Genomic DNA, 15,908 nt, shown 5'->3' with positions numbered 1-15,908 from the left:
GGCGTTCCGTTATGGGACAATTAAGATAATTATGTTTATGTGAGAAAAATCTCGGCGATGGCGCAATTCTACTCTGCAAAGCGACGCGTGACGACGCGTGAAATCATTACTGTTGAAGCCACGGACCTCGATCCGTTTGGTCAGGGAGTAGCACGTCACAATGGTAAGGCTCTGTTTATAACAGGTTTACTGCCAGCAGAACGAGCAGAAATTACGCTGACGGAAGATAAACGCCAGTTCGCGCGCGGACAGGTTAAGCGTCGTCTCAACGATAGCCCGGAGCGCGTGAAGCCCCGCTGCCCGCATTTTGGCGTTTGCGGCGGCTGCCAGCAACAGCATGCGAGCACAGAATTACAGCAAAAAAGTAAAAGCCGCGCGCTGGCGCGTCTGCTCAAACATGACGTTAACGAAATTGTTGCCGACGAGCCCTGGGGCTATCGTCGGCGCGCGCGCCTGAGCCTCAGCTATCAGCCAAAAACGGATCGTCTGGAGATGGGGTTTCGCAAGGCCGGCTCCAGCGACATCGTTGACGTGAAGCAGTGCCCCATTTTGGCGCCCCATCTTGAGGCGTTGCTTCCGGAAGTGCGCATCTGCCTCTCCGGGCTGGACGGCGTACGCCATCTCGGGCACGTCGAACTGGTCATGGCAAACAATGGCCCGCTGATGGTGCTGCGCCACACCGCACCGCTGTCGAAAAAAGATCGCGAAAAACTGGAACGCTTTTCGCATTCCCACGACCTGGCGCTTTTCCTGGCACCACAAAGCGAGATACTTGAGCAGGTTACCGGTGAGGCGCCCTGGTATGCGTCAAACGGGCTACGCTTAACGTTTAGCCCGCGGGATTTCATTCAGGTCAATGATGGCGTTAACCAGCAGATGGTGGCGAAAGCGCTGGCGTGGCTGGATGTCCAGAAAAGCGATCGGGTGCTCGATCTGTTCTGCGGAATGGGCAACTTCACGCTGCCGCTGGCGCGAGAAGCGGCCAGCGTCGTCGGCGTGGAAGGCGTTGAGGCGCTGGTGGCGAAAGGGCAGGAGAACGCGCGGCAGAACGGCTTGCAAAATGTGACATTCTTTCATCAAAATCTTGAGGACGATGTCACCCAACAGCCGTGGGCAAAGCAGGGCTTTGATAAAATTTTGCTCGATCCGGCACGTGCCGGTGCCCCGGGCGTGATGGCACATATTATTAAACTCGCGCCGAAGCGTGTGGTCTATGTTTCCTGTAACCCGGCAACGCTTGCCCGGGACAGCGAGGCATTACTCAGCGCGGGTTACCAGATTCAGCGTCTGGCAATGCTGGACATGTTCCCGCACACTGGGCATCTGGAATCGATGGTGTTGTTCGAGCACATCTAATTTGTTTGGCTTGTCGACTTCGACAGGCCCTGGTCCCTAAAGGAGAGGACAATGGTTGCGGTAAGAAGTGCACATCTCAATAAAGCTGGGGAGTTTGACCCACAAAAATGGATCGCAAGTCTGGGAATTTCCAGCCAGCAGTCGTGTGAACGCTTAACCGAAACCTGGGCCTATTGTCTGCGCACCACGCAGGGGCATCCCGACGCCGATCTTCTCCTGTGGCGCGGCGTGGAGATGGTTGAAATCTTGTCCATGCTGAACATGGACATCGAAACGCTGCAGGCCGCGCTGCTCTTCCCCCTCGCGGATGCGGACGTGGTCAGCGAAGACGTGCTGCGCGACAGCGTCGGGAAATCCGTCGTCGCGCTGATCCACGGCGTGCGCGATATGGCGGCCATTCGTCAGCTTAAAGCCGCTCATACCGATTCCGTCTCCTCAGAGCAGGTCGATAACGTTCGCCGGATGCTGCTGGCCATGGTGGATGATTTCCGCTGCGTGGTCATCAAGCTGGCCGAGCGTATTGCCCACCTGCGAGAGGTAAAGGATGCGCCGGAAGACGAGCGCGTGCTGGCTGCCAAAGAGTGTACGAACATCTATGCGCCGCTGGCGAACCGCTTAGGGATTGGTCAGCTGAAATGGGAGCTGGAAGATTACTGCTTCCGCTATCTGCACCCGGCGGAATATAAACGGATTGCCAAACTTCTGCACGAGCGCCGTATCGACCGCGAGCACTATATCGAGGAGTTTGTCGGCGGCCTGCGCCAGGCGATGAAAGAAGAGAACGTGCGCGCCGAAGTCTATGGTCGGCCTAAGCATATCTACAGCATCTGGCGCAAAATGCAGAAGAAACACCTCGCCTTTGACGAGCTGTTTGACGTGCGCGCCGTGCGCATCGTGGCGGAGCGTCTGCAGGACTGCTACGCCGCGCTGGGGATAGTACACACTCACTTCCGTCATCTGCCCGATGAGTTCGACGACTATGTCGCCAACCCAAAACCGAACGGCTACCAGTCTATCCATACCGTGGTGCTTGGCCCTGGCGGTAAAACGGTTGAGATTCAGATCCGCACCAAACAGATGCATGAAGACGCCGAGCTGGGCGTTGCCGCGCACTGGAAATACAAAGAAGGCACCTCCGGCGGGGCGCGTTCTGGCCACGAAGACCGCATTGCCTGGCTGCGCAAGCTGATTGCGTGGCAGGAAGAGATGGCCGATTCCGGCGAGATGCTCGACGAGGTGCGCAGCCAGGTCTTTGACGATCGGGTGTATGTCTTTACGCCGAAAGGGGACGTTGTCGACCTGCCGGCCGGCTCTACACCGCTTGATTTTGCCTACCATATCCACAGCGATGTGGGACACCGATGCATCGGGGCGAAAATCGGCGGGCGTATTGTACCGTTCACCTATCAGCTGCAGATGGGTGACCAGATTGAAATCATTACCCAGAAGCAGCCCAACCCGAGCCGGGACTGGCTTAACCCTAACCTGGGCTACGTCACCACCAGCCGCGGGCGCTCGAAGATTCACGCCTGGTTCCGTAAGCAGGATCGTGACAAGAACATCCTTGCCGGTCGCCAAATCCTCGACGACGAGCTGGAGCATATCGGAATCAGCCTGAAAGAGGCGGAAAAATTCCTGCTGCCGCGCTACAACTTCAACGAGCTTGACGAGCTGTTAGCGGCCATTGGCGGCGGTGATATTCGTCTGAATCAGATGGTGAATTTCCTGCAGGCGCAGTTCAATAAGCCAAGCGCGGAAGAGCAGGATGCTGCGGCGCTGAAGCAGCTGCAGCAGAAAACCTACGCGCCGCAGCAGCGCAGTAAAGACAACGGCCGCGTGGTGGTCGAGGGTGTAGGTAACCTGATGCATCACATTGCCCGCTGCTGTCAGCCAATTCCAGGCGACGATATCGTCGGCTTTATCACCCAGGGGCGCGGAATTTCGATTCACCGTTCCGACTGCGACCAGCTTGCCGAGCTGCAGTCCCATGCGCCGGAGCGCATCGTGGAAGCGGTCTGGGGGGAAAGCTATTCCGCTGGCTACTCGCTGGTGGTGCGCGTTACTGCCAACGACCGCAGCGGCCTGCTGCGCGACATCACGACCATTCTTGCCAACGAGAAGGTCAACGTGCTGGGCGTCGCCAGCCGCAGCGATACCCGCGAGCAGCTTGCCACCATCGATATGACCATCGAAATCTATAACCTGCAGGTGCTGGGCCGCGTGCTTGGCAAGCTGAACCAGGTGCCGGATGTGATTGACGCGCGTCGTCTGCACGGCGGCTAAACATCCTCTTCCGTAGGCCGGGTTAGGCAACGCCGCCACCCGGCATTTTTTTATCAGGACATAACCATGACTCAAATCGACCGCCTGCTCGGCATCATGAAGCTCCTGCGCGACCCGGAAAACGGCTGCCCGTGGGACAAAGAGCAGACTTTCGCTACCATTGCCCCGTACACCCTTGAAGAGGCCTATGAGGTGCTGGACGCCATTTCCCGCGAAGACTTTGACGACCTGCGCGGCGAGCTGGGCGATCTGCTGTTCCAGGTGGTGTTCTATGCCCAAATGGCGCAGGAAGAAGGGCGCTTTAACTTTGACGATATCTGCGCAGCAATCAGCGACAAGCTTGAGCGCCGTCATCCTCATATTTTCGGTGACGCTACCGCAGGAAACAGCACCGAAGTCCTGGCCCGCTGGGAGCAGATCAAAAGCGCCGAGCGGGCAGAAAAATCCCAGCACTCCGCGCTGGACGACATTCCGCTGAGCTTGCCCGCACTGATGCGTGCGCACAAAATCCAGAAACGCTGCTCCGCGGTGGGGTTTGACTGGACCTCTCTCGGCCCGGTGCTGGATAAAGTGCACGAAGAGATTGACGAGGTCATGCATGAAGCGCAGCAGGCGGTGGTGGATGAAGCAAAGCTTGAGGAAGAGATGGGCGACCTGCTGTTTGCGACCGTCAACCTTTCTCGCCACCTGGGTGTAAAAGCGGAAACGGCGCTGCAAAAAGCCAACCTGAAATTCGAACGCCGCTTCCGCGAAGTAGAGCGGATTGTCGCCTCGCGCGGCCTGGAAATGAGCGGTATTGACCTCGACGCGATGGAAGAAGTCTGGCAGGAAGTAAAGCGCCAGGAATCTGATCTCTAACGAAATTTTGCGATCAAGCGCAATTTGTGTGATTTTTTAAATGACAAGCGCTTGATTTGCGTCAAAAACATTTACCCAAAAGGGGCTATTTTCTCACTCCTTATGTTTGTCATGGCCTGGAATGGAGACGGAGAATGAAAGTTTGTGGCGCTCGCCGTGTTCGGGTATACTACTTTCCCGTCCTGGTTATTCCATCGTTTCACCCTAACTTCTCAGGTTCAGCATGACAACGAACTATATTTTTGTGACCGGCGGGGTCGTATCCTCTCTGGGTAAAGGCATTGCCGCAGCCTCCCTCGCAGCCATTCTTGAAGCCCGTGGCCTCAATGTGACCATGATGAAACTGGATCCGTACATCAACGTCGATCCGGGCACCATGAGCCCAATCCAACACGGGGAAGTGTTCGTTACTGAAGACGGCGCTGAAACCGATCTGGATCTTGGCCACTACGAGCGTTTCATCCGCACCAAAATGACCCGTCGTAACAACTTCACGACCGGCCGCATCTACTCCGACGTTCTGCGTAAAGAGCGCCGTGGTGACTACCTGGGTGCAACCGTTCAGGTTATCCCGCACATTACTAACGCCATCAAAGAACGCATTGTGGCGGGTGGCGAAGGCCACGACGTGGTGCTGGTTGAAATCGGCGGTACCGTGGGTGATATCGAATCCCTGCCATTCCTGGAAGCGATTCGTCAGCTGGCGGTAGACATTGGCCGTGAACACGCGCTGTTCATGCACCTGACCCTGGTGCCGTACATGGCAGCTGCAGGTGAAGTGAAAACCAAACCGACTCAGCACTCTGTTAAAGAGCTGCTTTCTATTGGTATTCAGCCAGACATCCTGGTTTGCCGCTCCGATCGCGCGGTTCCGGCGAACGAACGTGCGAAAATTGCATTGTTCTGTAACGTGCCTGAAAAAGCCGTTATTTCAATGAAAGATGTCGATTCCATTTATAAAATCCCGGGCCTGTTGAAATCTCAGGGCCTGGACGATTATATTTGTAAACGATTCAGCTTGAACTGTCCGGAAGCTAACCTGTCTGAATGGGAACAGGTTATTTACGAAGAAGCCAATCCGGCAGGCGAAGTGACTATCGGTATGGTCGGCAAGTACATCGAGCTGCCGGATGCCTATAAGTCAGTGATCGAAGCGCTGAAACACGGTGGTCTGAAGAACCGTGTCTCCGTGAACATCAAGCTGATTGATTCGCAGGATGTTGAAACGCGTGGCGTTGAAATCCTGAAAGATCTGGATGCTATCCTTATACCTGGCGGCTTCGGCTACCGTGGTGTAGAAGGCAAGATCGCCACCGCGCGCTATGCGCGTGAAAACAATATTCCATACCTCGGCATCTGTCTGGGTATGCAGGTTGCGCTGATCGAATTTGCGCGCAACGTAGCGGGAATGGAAAACGCGAACTCTACGGAATTTGTGCCAGACTGTAAGTACCCTGTTGTGGCGCTTATCACCGAATGGCGTGACGAAGAAGGTAACGTCGAAGTCCGTACCGAGAAGAGCGATCTGGGTGGCACCATGCGTCTTGGCGCACAGGCCTGCCAGCTGACTGACGATAGCGTGGTTCGCAAGCTGTATGGCGAGCCGGTCATCACCGAGCGCCATCGTCACCGCTATGAAGTCAACAACATGTTGTTGAAACCTATTGAAGCCGCGGGCCTGCGTGTTGCGGGACGCTCCGGGGATGATCAGTTAGTCGAGATCATTGAAGTGCCAAACCATCCGTGGTTTGTCGCCTGCCAGTTCCACCCGGAATTTACTTCAACGCCACGTGACGGGCATCCGCTGTTTGCAGGCTTCGTTAAAGCCGCCAGCGACTACCAGAAGCGTCAGGCGAAGTAAAAAAAGTTAGAACGGCAACGCGTACCTTTGGTACGCGTTGTTTGTCTGGAGTTTTAGTTTAACTTGTACTGAGGAAAATCTAATGTCCAAAATCGTTAAAGTCATCGGTCGTGAAATCATCGACTCCCGTGGTAACCCGACCGTTGAAGCCGAAGTTCACCTGGAAGGTGGTTTCGTTGGTATGGCTGCTGCTCCATCAGGTGCTTCTACCGGTTCTCGCGAAGCGCTGGAACTGCGCGATGGCGACAAATCTCGCTTCCTGGGTAAAGGCGTACTGAAAGCGGTTGGCGCTGTAAACGGTCCTATTGCTCAGGCAATCATTGGCAAAGACGCTAAAGACCAGGCTGGCATCGACAAGATCATGATCGATCTGGACGGTACTGAAAACAAATCTAACTTCGGTGCGAACGCAATCCTGGCTGTTTCCCTGGCGAACGCCAAAGCGGCTGCGGCTGCTAAAGGTATGCCACTGTTCGAGCACATCGCTGAACTGAACGGCACCCCAGGCAAATACTCCATGCCTGTACCAATGATGAACATCATCAACGGTGGTGAGCACGCAGACAACAACGTTGATATTCAGGAATTCATGATTCAGCCAGTTGGCGCGAAATCCCTGAAAGAAGCGGTACGTATGGGTTCTGAAGTGTTCCACAACCTGGCTAAAGTACTGAAAGCTAAAGGCATGAACACTGCTGTTGGTGACGAAGGTGGCTATGCGCCAAACCTGGGTTCTAACGCAGAAGCACTGGCTGTTATCGCAGAAGCAGTTAAAGCTGCTGGCTACGAGCTGGGCAAAGACATCACCCTGGCGATGGACTGTGCAGCATCTGAATTCTACAAAGACGGTAAATACGTTCTGGCTGGCGAAGGCAACAAAGCGTTCACCTCCGAAGAGTTCACTCACTTCCTGGAAGACCTGACCAAACAGTACCCAATCGTGTCTATCGAAGACGGTCTGGACGAGTCTGACTGGGCTGGCTTCGCATACCAGACTAAAGTACTGGGCGACAAAATCCAGCTGGTTGGTGACGACCTGTTCGTAACCAACACCAAGATCCTTAAAGAAGGCATCGAGAAAGGCATCGTTAACTCCATCCTGATCAAATTCAACCAGATCGGTTCTCTGACCGAAACTCTGGCGGCGATCAAAATGGCGAAAGACGCTGGCTACACCGCGGTTATCTCTCACCGTTCTGGCGAAACTGAAGACGCTACCATTGCCGACCTGGCTGTGGGTACCGCTGCAGGCCAGATCAAAACCGGTTCTATGAGCCGTTCTGACCGTGTTGCTAAATACAACCAGCTGATTCGTATCGAAGAAGCGCTGGGTGAAAAAGCACCATACAACGGTCGTAAAGAGATCAAAGGCCAGGCATAATTGCTTAAGCCTTAAAATGAAAATGCCAGTCGAATGACTGGCATTTTTTTTGGCTATTTAAAATCGACCGCCATTTGCTCCGGAATGGTCAGCCCCTGGGTAGTTTGCACGCAGCGGGCGATATAATCCGTAAACCGGGGCGGCTTGGGCATTCCCATGCTCAGCAGCTTATCGTTGCTGAAACGCACGTTAAGCGTGGCAAACGCACCGTATAACCGCATGGCTTTCAGCATCAGACGCTCGTTGCACGGGCCAAAAATATGTTTCAGCTCGCGGCGCATTCGGACCAGCGTTTCGTAGCTGACCTGGGCATATTTATCTCCGACGGGGGCTTTCTCCAGCGCCTGCGCCATCGCCTGATCGATATCCGCAAAGCGAACGCTGTTCTCTTCACCCGCAGAAATGTGCACCACTTCCCCCGGACGCGCGTTGCTGGTAAGCAACATTAACAGCGCGTCGGCGCAGTAATCCACTGGCACAACGTCAATCCGGTCTTCCATGGAGCACATAAACTTCTGCAGCATCAGGCCCATGCTAAAGACCCAGAAAATGCTGCTCGACGGCGTGCAGCCGTGACGGGTATGGCCGACAACGATGGACGGACGGGCGATGAGCAGGGGAAGGTTAGGGCACTCCTGGCGCATCAGCTGTTCGATGGTTGACTTCGAAAACGTGTATTCCACCAGGTGTTCAGCATTCTCTCTGAATTCGGCGCTTTCGGCGACCAGGGAATCCTGCTCCGGCGTGCATGACATCGCGGTGCCGACGTGGAGGAAACGCTGCAGTCCTGTGACCTGCTCCATACGACGCGCCAGCGCGAGCGTACCTTCAACGTTGACCTTCCAGATCAGCGGGTTGTTACCAAATGAGGCGACGGCCGCACAGTTCACGACATGCGTGACCCGATCCAGACGGGGATCGTTCAGGAAGGCTTCTGGCTGGCTGAGGTCGCCAATCAGGATATTGTCCACATTCAGGGAGGCCAGTTTGTCCTCAGGAACGTTGAACTTGCGCATATTCTCCAGCACGCGCTCCAGCCCGCTCTGCGGATCGCTGGCGCGCGCAAGCAAAAGGAGTTCTATGGATTGATCGTTGGTCAGAATTTTTTCAAGAACTGCACCGCCCAGAAATCCGGTCACGCCTGTAATCAATAACATCTTCATTAATACCGTCTCATTATGATTGATGAGGCGGATTGTAGGCGGGCAAAAGTAAACGGCATTTAAATAATAAAACGCCGAAATCAGTGGCGTCTTAAGCTTATTTTAAGGAAAGGAAATCAGGTGAAGATATTGGACATTATCGCAATGGTAAAAATTCAATCTATTAAAATTTAAATTTTAACTCGTTGAATTTAATTGATTTAATAAGGTCTGTGCCGAATGGTGGACTTAATTCAAAATGTAATAAATATAATACTTTGTTACACCAAATATTTACCGGATAAATGATGAAAACCCCACTTAACGAAAATCAGACAATATAAGTCGCAGGCCGATTTATTTAGCCTGCGAATGATTTTCAGAGCAAAAGGGGAAGCGTGGCGCTGGCTGTTTGCTGGCTAACGTCGCCGTAATGACCATCCAGCGCAATCATGGACGTGGTCAGCAGCTCGACCAGCAGCATAACCCCAACCTTAGCATTGAGTGCGCCAGCGCTAAGGGGACCCTCTGGTTTGGCCGCAACCAGCAGCATGTCGCTCAGGGATGCCAGCGGGCTGCGGGGCGTATTGCTGAGTGCCAGAACCTTAACGCCGCGCTTGCGGGCAAGCTTCACCACGTGGAGTAAATCCCGCGTTGAACCCGAACTGGAGATAGCCACGACCAGGGTCTCTTTTGAAAGCGTTGTCGCATTCATGGCCGCGCGGTGCATATCGCTGAACAGCTGCGCGGGTTTGCCCAACCGCAACAGCTTGTAGTGGAGATACTCCCCAAGGATCGCGCTGGCCGCAACGCCATAAATCTGCACGGACTGCGCCTGGTGCAGCGCCAGTGCGGCCTTTTCAAGCAGCGTGCGGTCAAGGAGCCGGGCGGTATCCTGCAAAGCCTGCACCGACTCATCCACGACGTTATCAATCTCATCGCCCGCCTGACGCGCGGGCTGGCCCTGCTGAATATCCAGCGCAAGCGCCATTTTAAATTCGTTATAGCCCTTGCAGCCCAGCGTCCGGCAAAGACGCGTGACGCTGGCCTCGCTGGTGTGGCTCTCGCGCGCCAGCTCGGTGATCGTCAGGTAGAGCACCCGGGCAGGATCGCTGAGGACAAACTCGCCGAGTTTTTGTTGTGTTGGGCTGTACCCGGAAGCCTCCTGGCGTAGCTTCAGCAGCAGGTTTTCATGGTCTGACATGCTCGATCCTTAATGCGTTTCTCTGCGACTAGTGTGGCGGAAAGCGGGGGAAAGATGCCAGTCATTTTGAAAAAGTATGATCGTCGTCCTGGTTTGTGATGATAATTTTCACTATTAAATATTTATATGGTAAAAATTTTCATCGTTTAATAAGGGGATGAAAAAATGATGCAAATATTCAGTGGGGCTTCTTCAGGAGGATGGTTTGAAAAAGCGCAGCGCTTTGGCAAATCCTTTATGTTGCCGATTGCCGTGTTGCCTGCGGCGGGTCTGCTGCTGGGGATAGGCGGCGCGTTATCGAATCCCAACACGCTGGCAGCCTATCCGTTTTTAGACGTGAGCTGGCTGCAGGCCATTTTCACCATCATGAGCAGCGCTGGATCCATCGTGTTTGCGAACCTCTCGGTGCTGTTTGCCGTTGGGGTGGCCGTCGGGCTGGCAAAAAGCGATAAGGGCACGGCCGGGCTGGCGGCATTACTCGCGTTTCTGGTGATGAATGCCACCATCAACGCGCTGCTGATCCTCACCGGCAAACTGGCGCATGAGAACCCGGGGGCCGTGGGGCAGGGCATGACGCTGGGTATTCAGACGCTGGAAACCGGCGTGTTTGGCGGCGTGATGATTGGACTGGTGACCTGCGCGCTCCATCATCGGTTTAATAAAATTGCGCTTCCGCAGTTCCTGGGCTTTTTTGGCGGCTCGCGCTTTGTCCCCATTATCAGCTCCCTGGCGGCGATACTCGTCGGTGCGCTCATGACCGTGGTCTGGCCGCATTTCCAGAAGCTGATTTTTGGTCTGGGCGGGCTGGTGGATGCTACGGGTTATCTGGGCACCCTGCTGTACGGCTTTATTCTCCGCATGCTGGGCCCGTTTGGTTTGCACCACATCTTCTATTTACCTTTCTGGACCACCGCGCTTGGCGGGAGTGAAATCGTCAACGGACACCTCGTGGAAGGCACGCAGCGGATCTTCTTCGCCCAGCTGGCCGACCCGAACACGCAGCATTTCTATGAGGGCACGTCACGCTTCATGTCCGGGCGCTTTATTACGATGATGTTTGGCCTGCTCGGCGCGTGTCTGGCGATGTACCACACGGCAAAACCCGAGAACAAAAAGCGCGTTGCCGGGCTGCTGCTCTCTGCGGCGTTAACCTCGTTCCTTACCGGGATTACCGAGCCTATTGAGTTCTCCTTCCTGTTTATTGCGCCGGTGCTTTACGTCATCCATGCGCTGTTTGACGGGCTGGCATTCATGCTCGCGCACATGCTGCATATCACCATCGGGCAAACCTTCTCCGGCGGCTTCATCGACTTCGTGCTGTTCGGCATTTTACAGGGAGAGGCCAAAACCAACTGGATGTTCGTACCGCTGGTCGGCGTACCGTGGTTCTTCCTTTACTACTTTACCTTCCGCTATCTGATTAACCGTTTTGATTTTGCCACGCCGGGTCGGGAAAAGGAGGCGATGGCTGACGAGGTCAGCCTGCCGCAAAACGAACGCGCCGCTGCGGTGATCGCCGGATTAGGCGGAAAAGACAATCTGGAAGAGGTGGACTGCTGCGCCACGCGTCTTCGCGTTACGGTCAAGGACGGCAGCAAAGTGAATGACTCGGCGCTGAAAGCCACCGGGGCGCGCGGCGTTATCGTGCGCGGCAACGGTGTTCAGGTCATCTATGGCCCGCACGTCACGATTATCAAAAACGAAGTGGAAGAGATCTTATCGTAATGAAAACTGTACTGGATACCCTGAAGGGAAAACTGGTCGTCTCCTGTCAGGCGCTGGAAAATGAACCGCTGCATAGCCCGTTTATTATGTCGCGAATGGCGCTGGCAGCGGCACAGGGCGGGGCCGCCGCAATTCGTGCCAACAGCGTGGTGGATATCGAGGCCATTAAGCAGCAGGTCTCTTTGCCTGTTATCGGCATCATCAAACGGGATTACCCGGAAAGTGAGGTATTTATCACCGCGACAATGAAAGAGGTGGATGAGCTCATGGCCGTCTCTCCGGAAATCATTGCGCTTGATGCGACGGCGCGGGAGCGTCCTGGTGGGGAATTACTGGAAACGCTGGTCACGCGCATCCGCTCACGCTATCCCGCGGTGCTGCTGATGGCGGATATCTCCTCCGTGGACGAAGCCGTGACGGCGCAGGCGCTGGGCTTCGACTGCGTCGGCACCACGCTTTACGGCTACACGGCGGAAACGGTGGGCCATTCGCTTCCGGAGAACGACTGCGCGTTCCTGAAGGCCGTGCTGGCCGCCGTGACGGTTCCCGTGGTTGCCGAAGGCAACGTGGATACGCCTGAACGCGCGGCCAGATGCCTGGCGCTGGGCGCGCATACTGTCGTTGTCGGCGGTGCGATCACCCGTCCACAGCAAATTACCGAGCGTTTTATGGCGGCGATTGGCGCGCAAAGCACCGATGGAGCATGACCATCCGGCGGGGATCTGCGATACTTATCGTTTATCCCCTTTACTGAGATGACTATGCAGTACCCGATTAACGAGATGTTCCAGACCCTGCAAGGCGAGGGTTACTTTACCGGCGTTCCCGCTATTTTCATTCGTTTACAGGGATGCCCGGTTGGCTGTGCCTGGTGTGATACCAAACATACGTGGGATAAGCTCGCAGATCGGGAAGTGTCGCTGTTTAGCATTCTGGCGAAAACCAAAGAGAGCGATAAGTGGGGCGCGGGCAGTTCAGAAGATCTGCTGGCCATTATTGGTCGTCAGGGCTGGACGGCGCGTCACGTGGTGATCACCGGCGGTGAACCCTGCATCCACGATCTGACGCCGCTGACCGAGCTGCTCGAAAAGAACGGCTACAGCTGCCAGATTGAAACCAGCGGCACCCATGAAGTGCGCTGTTCACACACCACCTGGGTGACGGTATCGCCAAAAGTGAATATGCGCGGCGGGTATGACGTGCTGTCTCAGGCGCTGGAACGCGCGGATGAGATTAAGCACCCGGTTGGGCGCGTGCGTGATATCGAAGCGCTGGATGAACTGCTGGCAACGCTGACGGATGAAAAGCAGCGCGTCATTGCGCTACAGCCGATCAGCCAGAAAGACGACGCGACGCGCCTGTGCATTGAAACCTGTATTGCGCGCAACTGGCGCCTGTCGATGCAGACGCACAAGTACCTGAATATTGCCTGACCCTTTCGTGGCCCCGCCTATCGCGGGGCCCGACCTGAAGGGAGTAACGCCCAGGTCACTCCCACCGAAGCGAGACACATCGCGCTGTTGAAAAGGAGGGCATACTGTGCGGCGCTGGCCATGCCCAGCGGCAGCAGCAGCGCATAGAGCGATGCGGTAACCGCGATCCCCATCGCTCCCCCCAGCGAGCTGCCCATTTTGTACACCCCCGAGGCCACCCCGACTTTGTTTTCTGGCGCGTTCATCACCGCCGTATCTGTTGACGGCGTGGCGTAACATCCCAGCCCCAGACCAAATAAAATGTTACTGAGAAAGACGGTGACGATGTAGATCTCCTTGCTTAAAAACGTGCAGGAGATGAGCGTGATGCCCGTTGCGGTCAGCAGCGGCCCGGTCATCATCGGCAGGCGCGCGCCGTAGCGCTGAAGCAGCTTTTCCCCTACCCGGATTATCGCCAGCACGGTAATCAGATACCCCAGCGTCATCATGCCGGTTTGCAATGGCGACAGACGGTGGCCCTGCTGCAGCCAGATGCTGGCGATCATCATGGTGCCAATGCAGCCGTTGAGCAAAAAGTTAGAGAATACCGAGGCGCTGTAGGCCCGGTTTTTAAACAGGGCAAAATCAATCAGCGCCGCGTCACCCTTGCGTCGCCCGGTGAGCACAAAGCAGGCCGCTGCCAGCGCGGCGCCCCCCAGCACCAGCAGCGACAGGCCGCTGCTCCAGCCCCAACCGTGGCCTTTGCTAATAAACAGGTTCAGCAGCACCAGCATAAGGACAAAACTCACCAGGCCGCCAATATCCAGCTTATGGCGACGTGCGCCGTCGCTTCGGCTTTCCGGCGTGCCGCGGATCAGCAGGAGTGCCATCGTCGCCACCAGCATGGAAAAAATAAAGATCCATCGCCAGCCGAGCGTGGTGGCGATGGCGCCGCCGACAAACGAGCTCAGCCCGCTGCCGCCCCATGAACCAATCACCCAAAAGCTGATTGCCCGCTGGCGAGCGTTGCCTTGATACCAGGTTTTAATCAGCGCCAGGGTGGCGGGCATGATGCAGGCCGCTGACAGCCCCTGTATCGCTCTCCCCAGCAGAAACAGAACCGGCTCCCACGAGAAAAAAAGCAGGGCGCTGCCGATGATGCTCAGCGCGAGGCCAATGTAGGTCATACGCACGCGGCCAAACTTATCGGCAAAGCCGCCGCAGGCAACGACAAAACAGCCGCTGAACAAGGCGCTAAGGCTGACCGCCAGCGTGAGGGTTTCAAGGGAGATAGCGAGGCTGTTTTTCATTGCCGGGACAACGTTTATCACCGACTGCGCAAATAACCAGAAGGTCAGAACGCTCATCACAATACCGGCCAGCAGCCGATCGTTACCGGCGTAGGACGGTGTGCCTGTCAGGGGTACGGTACTCATCGTGCGGCCCTCCGGGGTTGGTGCGAATCAGCGCAGATAGTGCTCGGTCAACGCACTCCAGAGTGCCGCGCCGGTAAGCAGAAGCTTGTCGTTAAAGTCGTAGCCTGGGTTATGCACCATGCAGCGGTCCGGCTCATCGCCAGCGCCGAGGGTGAAGTAACAGCCGTTGGGGTTTTTCTCGAGCATGAACGCAAAATCTTCGCTTCCCATAAAAGCATTCACCGACGCGACGGCATCCTGACCGAACAGGTCGGTCGCCACCGTGCGCACCATGTCATTGGCCTGCGGGCTATTGCGCAGCACCGGGCTGCCGTTGACGTGACGAATCGTGGCCGTGGCGTTGAAGCTTTCAGCCTGTGCCACGGCAATGTCGTGGATTCGCTGCAGGACGGTTTGACGCACCGCTTCGTCCAGCGTGCGCACGGTCAGCTTCATTAATACCTTATCGTTGATAATATTCGGGGCATGTCCCGCCTGGATGCTGCCCACGGTTACGACGACCGGCTGGAATGGGGTGATATTCCTCGACACAATCGACTGCAGGGCGAGGGTGATATGGCAGGCAACCAGCGTGGCATCAACGGTGTGTTCCGGAACGGCGCCGTGACCCCCTACGCCGTTCACCTCAATATGAACGGTGTCAGAGGAGGCCATCATGGCGCCATCGCGCAGGCCAATTTTCCCAAGCGGCTGGGAGGGCATGTTGTGCAGGCCAAAAATATGGTCGCAGGGGAATTGTTCAAACAGGCCATCTTCAACCATGACGCGCCCGCCATACAGCAGCTCTTCGGCTGGCTGAAAAATCAGATGCAGCGTGCCGCTAAAGTTGCGGGTTCGGGCCAGATACTCTGCGGCATAAAGCAGGGTAGTGGTGTGGCCATCGTGCCCGCAGCCGTGAAATTTACCTTCAACCGTGCTGCTCCACGCTTTGCCGCTATTTTCCTGCATCGGCAGCGCATCCATATCGGCGCGCAGGCCCAGACGTTTGCTGCCGTTTCCTACCTTAAGGGTGCCGACCACCCCGGTTTTGGCCATTCCCCGGTTGACCTCATAGCCCCACTGCTCCAGGAGTGACGCGACGCGGTCGCTGGTTTTGTGCTCCTCGAAGCCTGTTTCGGGATGTCGGTGAAACTCGCGGCGTAATTCAGTGAACTGAGCCTCGGAGCCTCGCAGCGCGTCAACAATTGGATGTGTCATTTTTGTTATCCTTTTCCTGCCAAATGGTGTTAGTTTCGAGTTTATGTCGATCG

Annotated in this window: 12 protein-coding genes; 8 read left to right on the top strand and 4 right to left on the bottom strand. The window is 55.8% G+C overall.

What is annotated here, in order from left to right; genetic code table 11:
• Positions 1–57: 57 nt before the first annotated feature.
• The 5 genes from rlmD to eno all read left to right on the top strand — a co-directional run bounded on the left by rlmD (position 58) and on the right by eno (position 7,739).
• The gene (gene rlmD / locus ELK40_RS18385) at positions 58–1,356 is read left to right on the top strand and encodes a 23S rRNA (uracil(1939)-C(5))-methyltransferase RlmD (RefSeq protein WP_115876182.1); all 1,299 of its coding nucleotides are present in this window, start codon (positions 58–60) and stop codon (positions 1,354–1,356) included.
• Positions 1,357–1,407: 51 nt separating this feature from the next.
• On the top strand, positions 1,408–3,639 hold the full coding sequence (gene relA, locus ELK40_RS18380) for a GTP diphosphokinase (RefSeq protein WP_008499628.1): 2,232 nt from the start codon (positions 1,408–1,410) through the stop codon (positions 3,637–3,639).
• 66 nt (positions 3,640–3,705) lie between these two features.
• Positions 3,706–4,497, top strand: coding sequence for a nucleoside triphosphate pyrophosphohydrolase (mazG, locus tag ELK40_RS18375; RefSeq protein WP_127732172.1), 792 nt, complete (start codon positions 3,706–3,708; stop codon positions 4,495–4,497).
• A 223-nt stretch (positions 4,498–4,720) separates the two neighbouring features.
• Positions 4,721–6,358 (top strand): glutamine hydrolyzing CTP synthase, encoded by a 1,638-nt coding sequence (gene pyrG / locus ELK40_RS18370; protein ID WP_032648095.1) that lies wholly within the window; start codon positions 4,721–4,723, stop codon positions 6,356–6,358.
• A gap of 82 nt (positions 6,359–6,440) precedes the next feature.
• Entirely contained in the window at positions 6,441–7,739 is a 1,299-nt protein-coding gene (gene eno / locus ELK40_RS18365; RefSeq protein ID WP_024909267.1) for a phosphopyruvate hydratase, read from the top strand.
• A 53-nt stretch (positions 7,740–7,792) separates the two neighbouring features.
• Here the strand turns inward: eno and ELK40_RS18360 are convergent, their stop codons facing one another.
• Both ELK40_RS18360 and ELK40_RS18355 read right to left on the bottom strand, forming a co-directional pair.
• Positions 7,793–8,902 (bottom strand): SDR family oxidoreductase, encoded by a 1,110-nt coding sequence (locus tag ELK40_RS18360; RefSeq protein WP_127732170.1) that lies wholly within the window; start codon positions 8,900–8,902, stop codon positions 7,793–7,795.
• A gap of 358 nt (positions 8,903–9,260) precedes the next feature.
• Complete coding sequence (locus ELK40_RS18355) at positions 9,261–10,085, bottom strand: MurR/RpiR family transcriptional regulator (protein WP_024909265.1); 825 nt, start codon at positions 10,083–10,085, stop codon at positions 9,261–9,263.
• Positions 10,086–10,250: 165 nt separating this feature from the next.
• On the opposite strand from ELK40_RS18355, the gene ELK40_RS18350 reads away from it, so the two are divergent.
• Genes ELK40_RS18350 through queE form a run of 3 tightly spaced genes read left to right on the top strand, consistent with a single transcriptional unit; the run spans position 10,251 to position 13,243 of the window.
• The gene (locus ELK40_RS18350; protein ID WP_127732168.1) at positions 10,251–11,810 is read left to right on the top strand and encodes a PTS transporter subunit EIIC; all 1,560 of its coding nucleotides are present in this window, start codon (positions 10,251–10,253) and stop codon (positions 11,808–11,810) included.
• Positions 11,810–12,517 (top strand): N-acetylmannosamine-6-phosphate 2-epimerase, encoded by a 708-nt coding sequence (locus ELK40_RS18345; RefSeq protein WP_115876178.1) that lies wholly within the window; start codon positions 11,810–11,812, stop codon positions 12,515–12,517. Before ELK40_RS18350 ends, ELK40_RS18345 begins: the two co-directional genes overlap by 1 nt.
• A gap of 54 nt (positions 12,518–12,571) precedes the next feature.
• Entirely contained in the window at positions 12,572–13,243 is a 672-nt protein-coding gene (gene queE / locus ELK40_RS18340; RefSeq protein ID WP_023333236.1) for a 7-carboxy-7-deazaguanine synthase QueE, read from the top strand.
• A gap of 17 nt (positions 13,244–13,260) precedes the next feature.
• Here the strand turns inward: queE and ELK40_RS18335 are convergent, their stop codons facing one another.
• Together ELK40_RS18335 and ELK40_RS18330 are read right to left on the bottom strand one after the other, a co-directional pair.
• The gene (locus tag ELK40_RS18335; protein WP_127732166.1) at positions 13,261–14,658 is read right to left on the bottom strand and encodes an MFS transporter; all 1,398 of its coding nucleotides are present in this window, start codon (positions 14,656–14,658) and stop codon (positions 13,261–13,263) included.
• Positions 14,659–14,685: 27 nt separating this feature from the next.
• Positions 14,686–15,855 carry a M20 aminoacylase family protein gene (locus tag ELK40_RS18330; RefSeq protein WP_127732164.1) on the bottom strand — a complete coding sequence of 390 codons (1,170 nt, stop codon included), beginning with the start codon at positions 15,853–15,855 and terminating at the stop codon, positions 14,686–14,688.
• Positions 15,856–15,908: the final 53 nt, after the last annotated feature.

The sequence above is a fragment of the Enterobacter sp. N18-03635 genome, assembly GCF_004006055.1.
GTDB lineage: Bacteria > Pseudomonadota > Gammaproteobacteria > Enterobacterales > Enterobacteriaceae > Enterobacter > Enterobacter vonholyi.
The sequence above is the reverse complement of the archived record's forward strand: the minus strand, read 5'-3'. Positions and strand labels throughout refer to the sequence as shown.